The organism is Streptomyces sp. WZ-12, from assembly GCF_028898845.1.
In the GTDB taxonomy this organism is placed as follows: domain Bacteria; phylum Actinomycetota; class Actinomycetes; order Streptomycetales; family Streptomycetaceae; genus Streptomyces.
In genome coordinates, this window is the sequence record NZ_CP118574.1 from 2,718,955 (window position 1) to 2,736,369 (window position 17,415).

Genomic DNA, 17,415 nt, shown 5'->3' on the forward strand with positions numbered 1-17,415 from the left:
TCAGCACCGCCCCCGACGCCGCCGCACCGGCTCCCACAACCCACAACATCTCTAACTCCCCCTCCGCACGCTCCCCCGCGCGCACCCAGTCCGGCTTCCTCACCCGCCTCAGCGCAGCACGCTCGGCAGCAGCCACCGCCGCAAGAAGACGGGTCGCCGACCTTCGAACCTGACCCTGCGAGGCTACGCACACACAATCCGCCATCGCAGAGCCTGTGGATAACTCCACGCCGCCCCTCGCCGCGACAGGCCAACACCACGGCCCCAACTGGCCGTGCCATAGTCCTCCCAACAGAGGGCCAACTCCCCGTCCAGAGTGGCGAATTGCCCCCAGCACGGAGACCACCGCACACCCCGAATTGCCAGCAACAGCCCCGCGCCCGAAGCCAGACAGGCTCGAAACTCGCCTCTCCGAACTACGGCTCCGGCGTCCCCGGAGGCTCCGCCAGACCGTGCCGATACGCGTAGTGGATGGCCTGCGCCCGATCGCGCAGTCCCGCCTTGGCGAAGAGGTTGTTGATGTGCGTCTTCACCGTCGCCGTGGAGACATGCAGCGTACGGGCGATCTCCGGATTGCTCTGCCCTGCCGCCACGAGGCGCAGCACGTCCACCTCCCGTGCGGTCAGCCCGTCCGGGGGCTCGTCGGAGGGTTCGGGACGGTTGCGTACGGGCTCGGCGAGGCGTTCCAGCAAACGACGTTGGATCTTCGGCGACAGCCCGGCCTCGCCCGACAACACGTCGTCGATGGCGCGGACGATCTCGTCGCCATCCGCGTCCTTGGTGAGGTAACCGCGGGCGCCGGCCTGCAGAGCGGGAAACAGCGAATCGTCGTCGGCATACGTGGTGAGCACGACGACCTGCGTGCCAGCGTGTTCCTTACGGATGCGACGGGTCGCCTCGACTCCGTCGCAACGCGGCATCCGCAGGTCCATCAGGACGACGTCCGGGGCCAGTTCGGCGACCATGCGGACCGCCTCGTTGCCATCCGCGGCCGAACCGACGACCTCAATTCCCGGCAACAGCCCCAGCAGCATCACGATTCCCTCGCGCACGACCGTCTGGTCGTCAGCCACGACCACGCGCGCCGTCGTACGCTCCGTCATGCCGGCACCCGCAGCCGCACCACAAAACCCTCCTCATCGGGGCCGGACTCCAGCGTTCCGCCGAGGAGTTCGGCGCGCTCCCGCATCCCGAGGAGACCGTACCCGGAACCGCTCCGCGCAAGTTCCCCCGGTCTGCCACGTCCGCCGGAGTCCCGCACCACCAACCCCACTTCGCCCTCGAAGTACTCCAGCCACACGCTCACATGGGCACCCGGTGCGTGCTTGCGCACATTGGTGAGCGCCTCCTGGGCGACCCGTCGGACCGCAAGTCCCGCCTCCGCGGGCAGTATCCGCGGCGCACCCACGACGTCCAGTTGTGCGCCCTCAGTGGCCGTCAGACGGCGCAGGAAGTCCTCGACCGGGACCATCTCCCCGCGCAGGGCGGAAAGCGCCTCACGCGTGCCGTCAAGCCCTTCTCGGGCCATTCCGCGGCACGCCACCACCCGCTCCAGCAGCTGTTCGCGGTCGGCCTCCAGATCGGCACTGCGTTGGATCAACTGCCGAGCCGCCTCAAGGTGCACCAACTGGGCGCTGAGGCTGTGCGCGAGGACATCGTGAATCTCGCGGGCGATCCGGCCGCGTTCGGCGAGTGCCGCGGTTTCGGCCTCGGCCTTGCGGGCCGCACGCTCTTGGGCCAACAACCGCTGGGCGTTGCCCCGGGCCTCCGCGTCCAGGCGCACCACGTAGCCGGCCAGGGCCAACCCGGTAGCGGTCACGGTGGTGGTCAACCAACTGTCGTTGTTGACCACGGCGAACGCGCCGAGTGCCGCGGCGGAACACGGCACCGCGGCAACGAGGGGCAGCCGCTCAATCGCTGTCATGGCGCAGGCGCACCAAAGGACGGTCGCCGGCAAGCGGGCACCGACCAACAGGAAGCCGAGGGCGGCCGCCTCCAGTACGGCGTACAGCGCGAGAGCGGGCCAGAGCCGCCGCTCCAGGGTCATCCGGAACAGGCCCCAGAACGCCAACATGGTGACGAGCAGTACGGCGGCCGCCGCAGCCAGCCCCCAACCGGAGAAGGTCCCGCCAGCGAAGGTGCTCCAGAGCAGACCCGCGACCACCGCGACACGGGTACCGCGACCGAGCCAGAGACGAGTCTCGCTGAGGCCCGCGCGGGAGAGGGACTCCCGCAGCGGCCAGCTCGTCCAGGCGTTCGGCGGCACGTGAGGTCCTTTCGGTGCGTGGCGCAGGGGCTCAGCCCGCGACAGGGACACGGTACGTCCGCTGCATCCCCTGAGCCCGCCAGGCAGTCACTCCGGACCGGGTGAGCAACATCGCCGCCACGGACATCAGCGTCGCCGGGCTGCCTTGGTGGACACCCAGGGCAGCGGCAACGCCCATGAGGCCCAAGCGCAGCACCATCCCGCAGAGCCACACACCGGCCGCCGCCCAGGTTCCCTTGGTCCACACCGCGCCGCTCTCGTCGGTCCAGATGCGTGTGGTCCACGCCCATGCGGCGCCGCTGGCCAGTCCTATCAGGAGCGTTGCGATCAGGAGGGCCACGGAGGCGGCACGATGGGCGGGGTCCAGGATTCCTGGCTCACGCACCGCCATGAAGAACAGGATGGCCGGCATCAGCCACCACTTCCGGCCTTCCGACGTGATGCGCTGCGCGGTGAACTGCCGCGCGAAGACGAACGCGACAACCGCGATGAGCACAGCGATATTGAGCCAGCCGCTCATGGCTTGGGCCTCCGTGGGACGGTGAATCTCGACGCTCCCGACGCTACGGAGGCCCACCCGTCCCCCGGATCGGAGCCAGGGTGGGACCAGGGTGGAAAAGGCGACGGGCGCCTCTCCACCCGCGGGTGGAGAGGCGCCCGTACCCGAGGCCGCGACCGGCTCAGGTGTCGATGCGCGAACGGTCCAGAGTGGCCGCGGAGTTGGTGATGAACTCCTTGCGAGGAGCGACCTCGTTGCCCATCAACAGGTCGAACGCCTTCTCCGCGGCTTCGAGATCGCCGATGTTGATCCGGCGCAGGGTGCGGTGGCGCGGGTCCATCGTCGTCTCGGCGAGCTGGTCGGCGTCCATCTCACCGAGGCCCTTGTAGCGCTGGATGCTGTCCTTGTAGCGGACGTTCTTGCGCTGGAGCTCCAGGAGGGTCTGCCGCAGCTCGTTGTCCGAGTACGTGTAGATGTACTTGTCCTGGCCCTTCTTGGGGTTGATCAGCTCGACGCGGTGCAGCGGCGGGACGGCGGAGAAGACCCGGCCCTGCTCGACCATCGGCCGCATGTAGCGCTGGAAGAGGGTCAGCAGCAGGGTGCGGATGTGCGCGCCGTCGACGTCAGCGTCGGCGAGGAAGATGACCTTGCCGTAGCGAGCCGCGTCGATGTCGAAGGTACGGCCGGATCCAGCTCCTATGACCTGGATGATGGCCCCGCACTCGGCGTTCTTGAGCATGTCCGAGACGGACGCCTTCTGGACGTTGAGGATCTTGCCGCGGATCGGCAACAGCGCCTGGAACTCCGAGTTCCGCGCCAACTTGGCGGTGCCCAGCGCCGAGTCACCCTCGACGATGAACAGCTCACTGCGATCGACGTCGTCGCTGCGGCAGTCCGCCAACTTGGCCGGCAGGGAAGACGACTCCAGCGCCGTCTTCCGCCGCTGCGCCTCCTTGTGCTGCCGGGCGGCGATGCGCGTGCGGGCCGCGGCGACGATCTTCTCCAGGACGGAGCGCGCCTGCTGCTTGGCATCCCTCTTGGTCGAGGTCAGGAACGCCTTCAGCTCCTTGCTGACCACCTGGGCGACGATCCGGGAGGCGGCGGAGGTGCCGAGCACCTCCTTGGTCTGCCCCTCGAACTGCGGCTCCGCGAGCCGCACGGTGACGACGGCGGTGAGGCCCTCCATGGCGTCGTCCTTGACGACGTCGTCCTCGGCGACGCGCAACAGTTTGCTGGACCTCAGCACCTCGTTGACGGTCTTGGCCACCGAACGCTCGAAGCCGGCGACGTGGGTGCCGCCCTTGGGGGTGGCGATGATGTTGACGAACGACTTGAGCGTGGAGTCGTAGCCGGTGCCCCACCGGAGGGCGATGTCGACGCCCAGTTCGCGGGTGACTTCGGTGGGAGTCATGTGGCCGCGCTCGTCGAGGACCGGCACGGTCTCCTTGAAGGTGCCCTGGCCGCTCAGCCTCAGCACGTCGCAGACGGCCTTGTCCTGGGCGAGGTACTCGCAGAACTCGCTGATGCCGCCGTCGTAGCGGAACGTCTCTTCCGTCTTGCCGGCACCGTCAATGCCGCGCTCGTCGCGCACCACGATGGTCAGGCCCGGTACCAGGAAGGCCGTCTGGCGGGCGCGGGCGTGCAGCGTCTCCAGGGAGAGCTTGGCGTCCTTCAGAAAGATCTGCCGGTCCGCCCAGTAGCGCACCCGGGTACCGGTCTTGGTCTTGGGGATGCGCTTCCCCTTGTGCAGCCCGTTGGCCGGCTCGAACGTCGCATCCGGGCCGGATCCGGTGAAGGCACCGGGCACGCCGCGGCGAAAGCTGATCGCGTGCGTCTTGCTGCTGCGGTCGACCTCGACGTCCAGTCGCGCCGAGAGCGCGTTGACCACCGAGGCGCCGACGCCGTGCAGACCGCCGGAGGCGGCGTACGACCCGCCGCCGAACTTTCCACCGGCGTGCAGCTTGGTCATCACGACCTCGACGCCGCTGAGCCCCGTCTTGGGCTCGACGTCGACGGGAATGCCGCGGCCGTTGTCCTGTACTTCCACGGACCCGTCGCCGTGGAGGATCACCTCGATGTGGTCGCAGTAGTCGCCGAGCGCCTCGTCGACAGAATTGTCGATGATTTCCCACAGGCAGTGCATCAGGCCACGACTGTCCGTCGAGCCGATGTACATACCGGGACGCTTCCGGACGGCTTCCAGGCCCTCAAGGACGAGCAGATGCCGCGCGGTGTAGTTGGAACCGTCCCGGTCTGCCCCGGTCAGCACTGCGGTGGACGGCACGGACATCTCGGCGGTCACGCGGTTCGCTCCTCGCTGAATTTCTGGCAGTCCGCATTCCGCGGACTCGGTTGTGGCGGTGTCGCCGGTGAGAGGGTACCGAGGCCCAGTAGAGCCGATGTGACGCCACCCGTGAGCGTGACCATGGTAGTAGAATTTCGTTCGTACGTTCGATCGCTCGTTGGGGTGACGTCCGAGTGACGTGCACATCACGTTCCCTTCGAGGCATGAACCATTTAGGCTCCGGGCACGTCCTCATCAACGACCGGCAAGCCAGCCGGGAGGGCAGACTTCACCAACCAACGTGAATCAGACCACCACGCAATACGGCTCATTCGCCGCCACCCGGCAGCACCCGGCCCCCTCGAAGAATTTTTTCGAGGAAAAGGCACGAGCGGGAACGTTTTCGGCCTGGTTGGATGTTGACCCTGGTACGACAGCTCGTCGAGCTAGAGAAGAGGCGACGTGACTACTGTTCTGACACCCGCGAGCCCGCTGACGGCCGCTGACCGATGCGACCGCTGCGGCGCCCAGGCATACCTGCGCGTCGTCCTGATGTCCGGCGGAGAACTGCTCTTCTGCGCCCACCACGGCCGCAAGTTCGAGCCAGAACTCAAGAAGATCGCCGCGGAAATACAGGACGAGACGGAGCGGCTCACCACCACCCCGAAGTCTGCGTCCGACGAGGAACGCTGACACATCGCATCCACGACGAGCGAGTAGCGGCACAGCGCCGTGCGACGGGCGGTCTTCCCGGCACCATCGGGAAGACCGCCCGCACTCGTCCGTCGCCCCTCGCCGGGACTCGGCACCGCTCAGCCGGCGCCGTGCGCCAGCACCGCCGGGAGCAGCGCGGACGCCCGCGTGTAGACACCGGGGCTGCCCGCGCGCCCGCAACCCGTCCCCCACGACACCAGCCCCACCAAGCGCCCCTGCACCACCAGTGGCCCGCCACTGTCCCCCTGGCAGGCGTCCCGCCCGCCCTTGGGCTCCCCGGCGCACAGCATCGAAGCCGCCTTGAACGTGCCGTCGGCACTGCCCGGGTATGCCCGCGCACACACGGTGTCCCCCAGGACGTTCACTCGCGCCGACCGCAGCCGTGACGCGTAGCTGCCGTCGCCCGTCATGTCACCCCACCCGTAGACCGTGGCCACGCTCCCCGCGGCGTAGGCGCTGTCGTTCGGTCGCGCTATGGATATCGGCTGGTTCGGGACCCGCTTCTCCAGGGTGATGACGGCCATGTCGTCCTCGTTGGTCCAGGTGTTGTAGCTCGGGCTGGTCCACACCTTCGCGACCTTGACCTCCTGGCCCCCCTTGCCTGAGAGGTTGTTACGCCCGACGACGACCTTGAGGTCCTTCACCTCCCGCCAAGGCAGCCCGAGGACTTCCCGGCCCAGACAGTGCGCGGCCGTCACGACCGTTGCGTGCCCGACCAGCACGCCGCCGCAGAACTGTCCGGAGCGCTTGTTCCCGAACCGCTGGTGCGACGCCAGGGCCACCGCCCAGGGGCTCTGTGAGGGGCGGACGGGCTTGCCCCCGACCACCGACCCGTCCGCGGCCGCCGGGGCCGGCACGGCGAGTATTAGCGCAAGGCCCCCGAGGGTGGCTCGTACGGTGGGGCGCATACGGACTCCTGACTCTGGGACAGCGGTCGCCCACCCAGAGTGAGCCAAACGGACGCGTTCCGCACCCGGACGGCCGCGAGCCCGGCGCTCCACCTCGTGGAGCGCCGGGCTCGCGGCGCGGTCGGAACCGTTGGGGCTAGTCGAGGTAGTCCCGCAGCACCTGGGAGCGCGACGGGTGGCGCAGCTTCGACATCGTCTTGGACTCGATCTGGCGGATCCGCTCACGGGTGACGCCGTAGACCTTGCCGATCTCGTCGAGAGTCTTGGGCTGGCCGTCCGTGAGACCGAAGCGCATGGAGACCACGCCGGCCTCGCGCTCGGAGAGGGTGTCCAGCACCGAGTGAAGCTGCTCCTGGAGGAGCGTGAAGCTGACCGCGTCGGCCGGAACGACCGCCTCGGAGTCCTCGATGAGGTCACCGAACTCGCTGTCGCCGTCCTCGCCCAGCGGGGTGTGCAGGGAGATCGGCTCGCGGCCGTACTTCTGGACCTCGATGACCTTCTCGGGGGTCATGTCCAGTTCCTTGGCCAGCTCCTCCGGGGTGGGCTCGCGGCCCAGGTCCTGAAGCATCTGACGCTGGACGCGGGCCAGCTTGTTGATGACCTCGACCATGTGGACCGGGATACGGATCGTCCGGGCCTGGTCGGCCATGGCGCGGGTGATGGCCTGACGGATCCACCACGTCGCGTAGGTCGAGAACTTGTAACCCTTGGTGTAGTCGAACTTCTCGACCGCGCGGATCAGACCGAGGTTGCCCTCCTGGATCAGGTCCAGGAAGAGCATGCCGCGACCGGTGTAGCGCTTGGCCAGGGAGACGACCAGGCGGAGGTTGGCCTCCAGGAGGTGGTTCTTCGCCCGGCGGCCGTCCTCGGCGATGATCTCCAGCTCGCGCTTGAGCTTCGGCGCGAGCTTGTCGCTGTTGGCGAGCTTGTCCTCGGCGAACAGCCCCGCCTCGATGCGCTTGGCGAGCTCCACCTCCTGCTCGGCGTTGAGGAGCGGGACCTTGCCGATCTGCTTGAGGTAGTCCTTGACCGGGTCGGCGGTGGCGCCGGCCGCGGCGACCTGCTGGGCCGGGGCGTCGTCCTCGTCCTCGTCCGACAGCACGAAGCCGGCGTTCTCGGCACCCTCGGGCTCGGTGGGCTCGCCCTTGCCGGGCGCCGGGGTCTCCTCGGCCAGCTCGTCGTCGAGCAGGTCGTCGACGTCCTTCTTGGACGCGGTCTTCTTCGCGGTGGCCTTCTTGGCCGTGGTCTTCTTCGCGACCGTCTTCTTGGCGGTCACCTTCTTCGCCGCAGCCTTCTTCACAGGTGCAGCCTCGGACTCACCGGGGTCCGGGTCCGCCACGGAGGCGGCGGCCGACGCGGTGGTGGTCTTCTTCACCGTGGCGGTCTTGGCCGCGACGGTCTTGGTGGCGGTGCGCTTCGCCGGACTCTTCGCTGCGACGCTCTTGCGGGTGCGCTTGGGCGCCTCTGCGGCACTGACCATCAGCGTCACACCCTCCTCGTCGAGGATCTGGTTGAGGCTGCGCAGAACGTTCTTCCACTGGGTTGGCGGAATCTGGTCAGCCTCGAAGGCCCGACGCACGTCATCGCCGGCGATCTGCCCATCTGCCTTTCCCCGCTCGATGAGCGCCATCACAGACTCGGACTCGGCGATCTCCGGCGGGAGCGTACGGGATGTGCTGGCCGACACGAACAACCTCTCGGAACGATGGAAACGGCTTCCGACCCCGTCCACTGTGGGTCGGAGCCGACGACCGCCGGTGGGGATGGACCGACGGCGCAAGGGCAACCGGGGAGTTGAACAGCGCCACGAACGCCGCTCGTATTCCCTCCTCGGCTATCACCTCTTACGTCATCGCGCCTCCCCGGAGAGCGTTACGGCCAATCTGCGTGGCCCGAGTCACACCCCATAACGACCCTTTCCCCGTCATATGCCACGCAATCCTCCCAAAACCTTCCGCCGGATCCGGTCGTCATCCCGGATCCGGCGATCTTGCGCTCCTTCGGTGCGTATGGCGCGTCCTCGGCGGGTCCACAGGGGACGCGAGGTCGCGCGGTACTTACGGCCCGCACGTGCTCGGGGTACGAGCCCTCAGTGCTCGCGGGGCGCGGGGACGACGTGGTCCACGGGCGCCCCGGCACCCTGGCCGGTGGTGTCGCTGTGGGCGGCGAGGAGCTGGCGCATCGCGGATTCGGCGGCGGTGGCGTCGCCGGAACCGATGGCGTCGACGACCCTCATGTGCTGGCTCACGGACGTCTCGACCGGCCGCTCGCAGCCGCCGGATCCGCCGGAGACGTGCAGGGCAGAGGTGACGATGCCCGCGAGGTGCTCCAACATGCGATTGCCGGCGAGCTGGAGGAGCAGGGTGTGGAACTCGGCGTCGGCGCGGGCGAACGTCATGGAGTCGCCCTGGGCTGCAGAGTGGCCCATGATCTCGACCATGTCCGCGAGCCGTTGCTGGATGTCCTCGCGGCCGTGACCGGCGGCGAGGCGGGCGGCGAGCGGCTCGATCGTCCAACGCAGCTCGCACAGCTCGCGGCGCTGGTCGTCGCGCTGCGGCCCGTAGGCGCGCCACTCGATGATGTCGGGGTCGAGGAGGTTCCAGTCGCTGACCGGACGCACCCGGGTGCCCACGTTGGGGCGCGCGCTCACCAGGCCCTTGGCTTCGAGAACGCGCAGGGACTCGCGGACGACGGTGCGGGAGACCTCGAAGCGCTGGCCGATCTCCTCGGGGACGAGCGGACGGTCGGCACCGAGATCACCGGAGACGATCATCTGGCCGAGCTGCTGGACGAGTTGGCCGTGGAGCCCGCGGCCGCGGTTGCCCGCCGCGCGCCGGCCGACCCGGCCGATGTCTGCCTCGGAGCCTTCCCAGACCGACGAGACGCGCTCTGCGCGGTCCTGGCCGGTGGCGTTGGCGGCGTTGGCGTAGGGGTAGCGGTCAAGCTCGCCGGGGCCTGCGAGGCCGGTGTCGCCGGGGCGAGCCGCGGTCATCATGGTGTGCGCAAGGGTACTCACGCATCCTTTGTCGGCGTCGCTCCGAACGGCCTTGAGGTCTTTGGTGAAAAGCACACGAAAGGGTGATCGCCCGTTATCTCGCAATTGACGCTTTATCGGAAAGAAATGCGCTTTCAGCGGTGAGTTGCGGACAAGGGGTGCCACAACGGGGCCTGGAATCGGGCGTTTTGGCCGATCAGAGCCGCTGGCCCGTTAGCACGGTGAACACATAAGTGCAGCCGGCGATAAGTCGACAACGCCCCTGTGAGGGGCGGGCGTTGGGCACGTCAGACCTGCCCCTAGTGTCGCGTTTCGGTCGCTGGCGGGAGGTAGATGGGGTGCGTGGAGGGCAGGGCGAACTCGGCGCGGTGAGTGATGAGACTCGCGGTGGCGGACCGGAGTCAGCGGGGCGCATGGACAAGGGAGTTGGTGAGGACGGCACCGTGCGCGTGGTGTTGCCCGGTGAGGGTGAGCGGGGTTCATGACGTTTCGGTGGGTGCTGAAGTGACTGGTGATCACCAGGGCGCCAAGTCACCGTGAGGAGCGGGCTGCTGAGGCTGGTTGCTTGTTGCTGCGCCCCCGAGGTCACCGAGGACGGTGGCCTCGGGGGCAGTTCGTTGACATCGTGGGGAACTGCATGCCGGGGCGGGCCTGATGGTGACTGTGTGACGTAGCAGTTCCGGTGGACGTTCTGCCGCGGCCGGAAGGCGGCCTGGGGCGCGTTGGTGCGGCGGTTGCGGGCGTGCCTCGATGTCAGGCTGGCCTGTGGCTGGTTGTCGCCGAGCTACCGGGGTGTGCGCGCGGGTGGTGGGTCAGACCTCGGGGCGCAGCATCGGCGGGTTGAGGAGGGTCGCGCCGCCGGCGCGGAAGAGTTGGGCGGGGCGGCCGCCTTGGCGGGTGGTGGTACCACCGGTGGGAACCAGGAAGCCGGGAGTGCCGGTCACCTTGCGGTGGAAGTTGCGGGGGTCGAGGGCGACGCCCCAGACCGCCTCGTAGACGCGGCGCAGCTCGCCGACGGTGAACTCCTGTGGGCAGAAGGCCGTGGCGAGCGACGAGTACTCGATCTTCGAGCGGGCGCGTTCCACTCCGTCGGAGAGGATGCGCCCGTGGTCGAAGGCGAGGGGCGCGGTCAGTTCGCCTTCGCGGGCGTGGGCGTTGCCCTCCTGGCCCAGAAGGGTTTCGACCGGGGCCCAGCGCGCGCTGTGGGCGTCGCCGCCGGCCCGGGGAGCGGGCAGGTCGGGGGCGAGGACGAGGTGCGCGACGCTGACCACGCGCATGCGGGGGTCGCGCTTGGGATCGCCGTAGGTGGCGAGTTGTTCGAGGTGCGCGCCGTACGCGGAGGGCGGGGTGCCCTCCGGCGGGTAGGCGTGCAGGCCGGTCTCCTCGGCGAGTTCCCGGGCGGCCGCCTCCGCCAGGTCCTCGTCACCGCGGACGAATCCGCCGGGCAGGGCCCAGCGGCCCTGGAACGGCGGCTCGCCACGGCGCACGGCCAGCGCGCACAGGGCGTGGCGGCGCACGGTGAGCACGACCAGGTCGACGGTGACAGCGAAGGGCGGGAAGGCCGACGGGTCGTAGGGAGGCATGTCGCGATCATAGTCGTCCGCCTGACGATAAACAGGCGTTGCATCCCTCATGACCCCAGTTGCAGACCGTCCGCGGCCTCCTCGACCATGCCCATCCCGAGCCGGCTGATCCGGACGGCGAAGGGCTGCTCGGCGAGGGTGAGCCCGGTCAGTTGCATCGCGCCGAGCGGGGCGTTGCCAAGTGGACGGACGGCGACCGTTCGAGCCGGGACGTCGGGGCGCAAGCCGGCGAGGGCGACGAGTATGTGCACCGCGCCGGCGGCGGCGACGGCTGCGGGGCGGCAGGCCGCCGGATGCGGGACGGGGACGGCGTTGGCGGTGCGTTGTTCGCCCGCGAACATCTCGGGGAGGCGATGGCCGAAGCTCTCGGCGGCATCGAGGAAGCCCTTGGCGAGGGCGCCGGCGGCGGCTTCGTGGCCGGCGACGGCCAGCCCGGCGACGGCGACGGCGGTTTCGTGGACGCGGACCGCTCCGCTGCGGTGGCCGAACGGGTTGTAGCCGCCCTCCTTGGCGCCGAGGCCGCGCAGGCCCCACCCGGTGTCCATGGCGGGACCGCGGAGCAGGCGGGCGAGTCGGTCGGTCTGGGGTGCGTCCAACAGGCCGGGGGCGAAGGTTCCGCCGCCGCTCAGGCCGGTGTCGAGGAGGTGGGCGGCGCCGGCGCCGAGGTGCGGTACGGGACGCCCGTCGCCGGTGAGCAGGGCGGCCGGGCGGCCTCCGGTGCGGTCTTCCAGCCAGAAGTCGGTGCGGAAGCGGGCGCGCAGTTCCGCGGCCCAGTCGCGGAGTGCGGCGGCACCGGGCGATCCGCAGGCGTCGAGGAGGTCGGCGCCGAGCACCGCGGCGCGATGGGCGTGGGCCTGGGTCTCGCAGCGGTAGGGACCGTCGGGCGCGGGGTCGGGGAGGTAGCCGCCGCGGCCGCCGCCCCGTGGGTCGGTGGCCGTGCGGAGCCATTGGAGGCAGCGTTCGGCGGCGGGCAGCAGCCGCTCGGTCTCCTGATCGGGCAGGCCCCAACGGCGGGCCTCGGCAAGGACCACCGGGAAGAGGAGGGTCGCTTCGATGCCGGTGCAGCCGGGCGGAGCGTGCGGGCCGGCGTCTCGGAGGGAGCCGGGAATTCGGCCGAAATCCGCCCCTGGGGTGGCCTGTTGGGTGCGGGCGAGGGTGCGCAGCGTGCAGGCGGCGAGCCGGGTGCCGAGCGGGAGCAGCATCCGGGCGGCCCAGAGGGCCTCGGCCGGGGCGAGGCCGCAGCGCCAGGGGAAGCCGCCGGCGACGAAGACGTCTGCGGGCAGGGCTGGGTCGCGGACGAGCAGGCCGTGCAGGTCGTCGAGGCTGCCGGCCATGAGGGCGTCGGCGCGGTGGTCGTCGCACTCCAGGCGGGCCGCGGACCATGAGCGCGGCGGCCGTTCACTGCGGGCGCGAGGCCCGGTGGAGCCGGTGCGCGGGCCGGGGACGGTGACGCGGCCGACCCGACCCGTCGGGGCCTGCGGGCCGCCCGCGTCGTATTCCAGGCGGGGTTGGAGTTCGAGCGTGCGGCGGCCGCCGGGCGGTAGGTCCAACTCCCAGCGCAGCAAGCCCGCGGAGGCCAGGGCGTCCTGGGGCGCCGGGCTGACGGTCACCACCGCATGGGCTCCGCGGCCAGACCAGCGCAGGCCGGATCCGTGGACGGCGGCGCGGAGTTCGGGACCAGGCAGACCCACGGCGACGGCCCCGAGGTCCGCCAGATCGGTACCCAGATGGATCTCAACCGGCAGGCGAACAGGCCGGGTTGCACTGCTGTAGAAGGTGATCCGTTCTGTGCCGTCGGCGAACCGCAACCGTTCCATCCGGATCTCCGGATCCGGCCCACGCTCGCCCGTTCTGCGGACCACGCCGGTGAACCGGGCGCGGTCCGTGGCGAGCAACTGCCCCTGCACGACGAGTGGTTCACCGCCCGCGGCGCGTACCTCGCAGCGGGCGAGGACCCGACGGCCGTCGCGGTAGCAGCCGTCCAGCCCCTGGCCGGTCAACTGCCCCGTACTGGACGACACGGCGAGTGATGGCAGGGCCACACAGACCAACATCGCGTGCACGGACTGGGGTTGGGGAATTCGAGCCGGCGGGACGCGCCGGTCTCCGGTGAGTCGTTGGGCCGGTGAGGTAGTGGGGACGATCCCTGGCACGCTCTGCGCTCCCTGGTGAGGTCGGGGCTCCGTACGGCCTGCGCCACCAAGCTGAACGGTACGGCCGGCGCCCAGGTCACGCCGACCGCGCCCCATCTCCTCGCGGTCACCGCCGACTTCGGTCACCACCCCGTCCCGCTCGGCGACTGCCCGAGGCTCCGGTCGTGCGGGAACCGGGGCCCGTGCCGCCGCGTGGGCCGCGGGGACGGGCGGTGCCTCCCGGGCGTGACGGTGTCGCTCGCTGCGCCGGCCGTCGCCGGCCCGGTGGCGTCGCCTCGGCAGCACCGGTGTCCTCGGCCTCCTCCCGCTGCTCGCGCAGGCAGCGGCGCAACGGCTCAGGATCCAGGCCCTCGTTGATGGCGCGGTGCAGCAACTGGGCGAAGACGCAGTCGGGATCGACGGTCACGGCCCGGCTGAGGGCCACGCGCGCGGAGGGACCGTCCGCCATGGACCAGCAGACCCAGCCGGCGAGGGTCAGGGGCGCCGCGGCGTGCTCGGCGTAGCCGCCGGTGCAGCGGCGGGCGAGGGCGCGCCAGACCCGGAGGGCCGCCGCGGCCTCGGGGCCGTCCATCCATTCCGCGGCCCGGTCACGGGTGGTGCGGTCCTGGAGGCCCAGGATGAGGGTGGCGGCCTCGGCGTCGGTGATCAGCGCGTCGTCGCAGGCGTCCCGGGCGCGGTTGCTGCCGGCGGGAGTGTCCTGGCGGAACCGGTGGATCATCGCGGCGGCCAGTTCGAGGGTGTCCCGTTGGACGGCGGAGGCGCCGTCCGGTCGGAACATCCGCGGCAGCAGTTCGGCGGCCGCGTCGTCCAGGGCCTTCTCTTGGTCGGCGCCGCGCGGTCCGGTGCGGGGCGCCAGGCGGGCCTCCATCTCCTTGAGGGAGCCGCGCACCTGCATGCCGGCATAGGAGGCGGCCGCGGCCATCACGGACGTGCCGGGCAGGAGCAGGGGTGTGCCGTCGGCGGGGCAGCAGCGGTAGTCGGGGCAACAGTAGGACCAGAAGCGGCCGTTGGAGAGGAAGAGGGCTTCGAGGACCGGGACGTCCAGGGCACCGCAGGCGGTGCGCAGTCGCTGGGCCAGGGGCCGGAGGCGCTCCTTGACGTCCCGGCCGCTCTCCCCCGGGGCCGGTTCCTGACAGAGGAAGACGAGGATGCCGACGAGGCTTCCGGAGCGCTTGCGGGCGCCGGTGATCAGGCAGTCGGCGAGTTGGTCGCTGACATCGGGCCAGTGGGACGGGTCGGTGGGGATGCCGAGGCGGAGCCGGCCGCCGAACCGGGCGCGCTCGCCGTGCAGGGCGACCATCACGATGCTGTCGTCCGGGTAGAAGCCGAGGAGGTATGGCAGCGCGTCGGCGAGGTCCGCGGGGCCGCGGAGGGTGACCTGCGGCTCGGTGGGCGGGCTCGCGGCCGGGCCGGTGGAGCCGGGCGGTGCTGCGGGCGCCGGGGCGTCGCCGGGGGCGGTCGGGTCGGTGGGCCGGCCGTCGGCGCCGCAGGAGAGGGTGGGGCCGGGCGGGTCGTAGGGGGTGGGCGGGGTGCCGGCGGGACCGGCGTCGTGGTGGTCGGGATCAATGTGGTCGGCGTTGTGGCCGTGGGTCTGGGGGGCGTCGTTGCTGGACTCGTGCGGTTCGCTGTGCGGATTCATGGCTCGAAGATCCCGCGGTCGAGCGGCTTTCCGCGACCCCTGTGGATAACTCGCGGCTTCACGGTTCTCCACAGCCCGCGGCGGGGGTTCGCGCGATGTCAGTGGCATCGGGTTGCATGGGGGCATGAGCAACGAAGACCTGCGTGCCGCGGCCGATGCCGTCCTTCGCCGACTCGTCGGGGATCCCGACGGGGCGGCCCGACTGCGTGAAGACCAGTGGCGGGCGATCGAGGCGCTGGTCGCCGAGCACCGGCGGGCCCTGGTCGTGCAGCGCACCGGCTGGGGCAAGTCGGCGGTCTACTTCGTCGCGACGGCGCTGCTGCGGGAGCGCGGCAGCGGGCCGACGGTGATCGTCTCTCCGCTGCTCGCGCTGATGCGCAACCAGGTCGAGGCGGCCGCGCGGGCCGGCATCCGGGCGCGCACCATCAACTCCGCCAACACCGAGGAGTGGGACACCGTCCAGGCCGAGGTGGCGGCCGGCGAGGTCGACGTCCTGCTGGTGAGCCCGGAGCGGCTCAACAACCCCGACTTCCGTGATCAGGTGCTGCCCAAGCTGGCGGCGGCCACCGGGCTGCTGGTGGTGGACGAGGCACACTGCATCTCCGATTGGGGCCATGACTTCCGCCCGGACTACCGGCGGCTGCGCACGATGCTGGCCGACCTCCCGCCCGGCGTTCCGGTGCTCGCGACGACCGCGACGGCCAATGCCCGGGTGACGGCCGATGTCGCCGAGCAGTTGGGGACGGGCGAGGGCACCGCGGAGGCCCTGGTGCTGCGCGGTCCGCTGGATCGGGAGAGCCTGAGCCTGGCCGTGCTGCCGTTGCCGGACGCCGCGCACCGGCTCGCCTGGCTCGCGGACCATCTGGACGAACTGCCCGGCTCGGGGATCATCTACACGCTCACCGTCGCGGCCGCCGAGGAGGTCACCGCGTTCCTGCGGCACCGGGGTCATGTGGTCGCGTCGTACACCGGCAAGACGGAGAACGCCGACCGCCAGCAGGCCGAGGACGATCTGCTGGCCAACCGGGTCAAGGCGCTGGTGGCCACGTCCGCGCTGGGGATGGGGTTCGACAAGCCCGACCTGGGGTTCGTGGTGCACCTGGGTTCGCCGTCGTCGCCGATCGCGTACTACCAGCAGGTGGGTCGGGCCGGCCGCGGTGTCGAGCACGCCGAGGTGTTGTTGTTGCCGGGCCGGGAGGACGAGGCGATCTGGAAGTACTTCGCCTCGCTGGCGTTCCCGCCGGAGGAGCAGGTGCGGCGGACGCTGGACGTACTGGCGGCGGCGGGGCGGCCGGTGTCGCTGCCCGCGCTGGAGCCGCAGGTCGAACTCCGGCGCTCCCGCCTGGAGATCATGCTCAAGGTGCTCGATGTGGACGGTGCCGTTCAGCGGGTGAAGGGCGGTTGGACGTCGACCGGCCGGCCGTGGGCGTACGACGCGGAGCGCTATGCCTGGGTGGCGCGGCAGCGGGAGGCCGAGCAGCAGGCGATGCGGGAGTACGCGGCGGCGTCCGGGTGCCGGATGGAGTTCCTGCGGCGGCAGTTGGACGACGAAGCGGCGGCCCCGTGCGGCCGGTGCGACAACTGCGCGGGACCGCGGTTCACGGCCGAGGTGTCCGCCGGATCGCTGGACGCGGCCCGCGGCGAACTGGGCCGCCCCGGTGTGGAGGTGGAGCCGCGGCGGATGTGGCCCACGGGGCTGCCGGCCGTAGGGGTCGACCTCAAGGGCCGGATCCCGGCAGGCGAACTGGCCTCGACGGGACGGGCGTTGGGGCGGTTGTCGGACATCGGGTGGGGCAATCGCCTGCGGCCGATGCTCGCCCCGCAGGCGCCGGACGGGCCGGTGTCCGACGATGTGGCGGCCGCGGTGGTGACGGTGTTGGCGGATTGGGCGAAGGGGCCCGGGGGTTGGGCTTCGGGCACGGCGGACGCCGCGGCGCGCCCGGTGGGCGTGGTCTGTCTCGGCTCGCACAGCCGCCCGCAGTTGATCCGCTCGCTCGCCGAACGGATCGCCACGGTGGGCCGGATGCCGTTCCTGGGCACGGTGGCCTCGCTCGACGACGGCCCGGGGCCGAGGGTTCCGCGGAGCAACAGCGCCCAGCGGCTGCGGGCCCTGCACAGCGCGCTGTCGCTCTCTCCGGAGCTGGCGGAGGCGCTGGCGTCGGCGAACGGCCCGGTGCTCCTGGTGGATGACTATGCCGACACGGGCTGGACGTTGGCGGTGGCCGCCCGGCTGTTGCGGAGGGCCGGTGCCGGCGCGGTGTTCCCACTAGTTCTGGCCGTGCAGGGCTAGTTGATGTCGAGGGGGTGGTTCTGATGGGGGTGGACGGGAAGGAAGGGGTGCCCGGGCATCAGAGGCGGTTGCGACGGGCAGGGA

At 70.8% G+C, this 17,415-nt stretch carries 12 protein-coding genes; 2 read left to right on the forward strand and 10 right to left on the reverse strand.

All coding sequences use genetic code 11. The annotated features are described in order from the left end of the window. Positions 1-416 precede the first annotated feature (416 nt). The 4 genes from PV796_RS11330 to PV796_RS11345 all read right to left on the reverse strand — a co-directional run bounded on the left by PV796_RS11330 (position 417) and on the right by PV796_RS11345 (position 5,067). Positions 417-1,103 (reverse strand): response regulator, encoded by a 687-nt coding sequence (locus tag PV796_RS11330; RefSeq protein WP_274912827.1) that lies wholly within the window; start codon positions 1,101-1,103, stop codon positions 417-419. Beyond that, a complete protein-coding gene (locus tag PV796_RS11335) occupies positions 1,100-2,266 on the reverse strand; it encodes a sensor histidine kinase (protein ID WP_274912828.1) in 1,167 nt (388 codons plus the stop codon). Before PV796_RS11335 ends, PV796_RS11330 begins: the two co-directional genes overlap by 4 nt. A gap of 31 nt (positions 2,267-2,297) precedes the next feature. Further along, positions 2,298-2,786: a DUF1453 domain-containing protein gene (locus PV796_RS11340; protein ID WP_274912829.1), complete on the reverse strand. Its 489-nt coding sequence runs from the start codon at positions 2,784-2,786 to the stop codon at positions 2,298-2,300. 160 nt (positions 2,787-2,946) lie between these two features. Next, entirely contained in the window at positions 2,947-5,067 is a 2,121-nt protein-coding gene (locus PV796_RS11345) for a DNA gyrase/topoisomerase IV subunit B (protein ID WP_274912830.1), read from the reverse strand. A gap of 444 nt (positions 5,068-5,511) precedes the next feature. Between PV796_RS11345 and PV796_RS11350 the strand changes: the two genes are divergently transcribed. Next, entirely contained in the window at positions 5,512-5,742 is a 231-nt protein-coding gene (locus tag PV796_RS11350; RefSeq protein WP_221911142.1) for a DUF7455 domain-containing protein, read from the forward strand. A gap of 119 nt (positions 5,743-5,861) precedes the next feature. On the opposite strand, the gene PV796_RS11355 is transcribed toward PV796_RS11350, so the two are convergent. From PV796_RS11355 to PV796_RS11380, 6 genes are all read right to left on the reverse strand, one after another. Then, positions 5,862-6,671, reverse strand: a complete 810-nt coding sequence (locus tag PV796_RS11355; protein WP_274912831.1) for a serine protease — start codon at positions 6,669-6,671, stop codon at positions 5,862-5,864. Positions 6,672-6,807: 136 nt separating this feature from the next. Then, positions 6,808-8,364 carry an RNA polymerase sigma factor gene (locus PV796_RS11360; RefSeq protein ID WP_274912832.1) on the reverse strand — a complete coding sequence of 519 codons (1,557 nt, stop codon included), beginning with the start codon at positions 8,362-8,364 and terminating at the stop codon, positions 6,808-6,810. A gap of 396 nt (positions 8,365-8,760) precedes the next feature. Next, positions 8,761-9,741 (reverse strand): FadR/GntR family transcriptional regulator, encoded by a 981-nt coding sequence (locus tag PV796_RS11365; protein WP_274912833.1) that lies wholly within the window; start codon positions 9,739-9,741, stop codon positions 8,761-8,763. A 737-nt stretch (positions 9,742-10,478) separates the two neighbouring features. After that, entirely contained in the window at positions 10,479-11,249 is a 771-nt protein-coding gene (locus tag PV796_RS11370; protein WP_274912834.1) for an NUDIX hydrolase, read from the reverse strand. A 47-nt stretch (positions 11,250-11,296) separates the two neighbouring features. Continuing rightward, on the reverse strand, positions 11,297-13,291 hold the full coding sequence (locus PV796_RS11375) for a glycogen debranching N-terminal domain-containing protein (protein ID WP_446750586.1): 1,995 nt from the start codon (positions 13,289-13,291) through the stop codon (positions 11,297-11,299). A 217-nt stretch (positions 13,292-13,508) separates the two neighbouring features. Further along, on the reverse strand, positions 13,509-15,041 hold the full coding sequence (locus PV796_RS11380; protein ID WP_274912835.1) for a DUF4192 domain-containing protein: 1,533 nt from the start codon (positions 15,039-15,041) through the stop codon (positions 13,509-13,511). 124 nt (positions 15,042-15,165) lie between these two features. Between PV796_RS11380 and PV796_RS11385 the strand changes: the two genes are divergently transcribed. Beyond that, the gene (locus PV796_RS11385; protein WP_274912836.1) at positions 15,166-17,331 is read left to right on the forward strand and encodes a RecQ family ATP-dependent DNA helicase; all 2,166 of its coding nucleotides are present in this window, start codon (positions 15,166-15,168) and stop codon (positions 17,329-17,331) included. Positions 17,332-17,415 lie beyond the last annotated feature (84 nt).

What these genes read in the sequence shown, in the direction of transcription:
- PV796_RS11330 (WP_274912827.1), bottom strand. Translation starts at nt 1,103, where the DNA reads ATGACGGAGCGTACGACGGCGCGCGTGGTCGTGGCTGACGACCAGACG.
- PV796_RS11340 (WP_274912829.1), bottom strand. Translation starts at nt 2,786, where the DNA reads ATGAGCGGCTGGCTCAATATCGCTGTGCTCATCGCGGTTGTCGCGTTC.
- PV796_RS11355 (WP_274912831.1), bottom strand. Translation starts at nt 6,671, where the DNA reads ATGCGCCCCACCGTACGAGCCACCCTCGGGGGCCTTGCGCTAATACTC.
- PV796_RS11370 (WP_274912834.1), bottom strand. Translation starts at nt 11,249, where the DNA reads ATGCCTCCCTACGACCCGTCGGCCTTCCCGCCCTTCGCTGTCACCGTC.
- PV796_RS11380 (WP_274912835.1), bottom strand. Translation starts at nt 15,041, where the DNA reads ATGAATCCGCACAGCGAACCGCACGAGTCCAGCAACGACGCCCCCCAG.
- PV796_RS11385 (WP_274912836.1), top strand. Translation starts at nt 15,166, where the DNA reads ATGAGCAACGAAGACCTGCGTGCCGCGGCCGATGCCGTCCTTCGCCGA.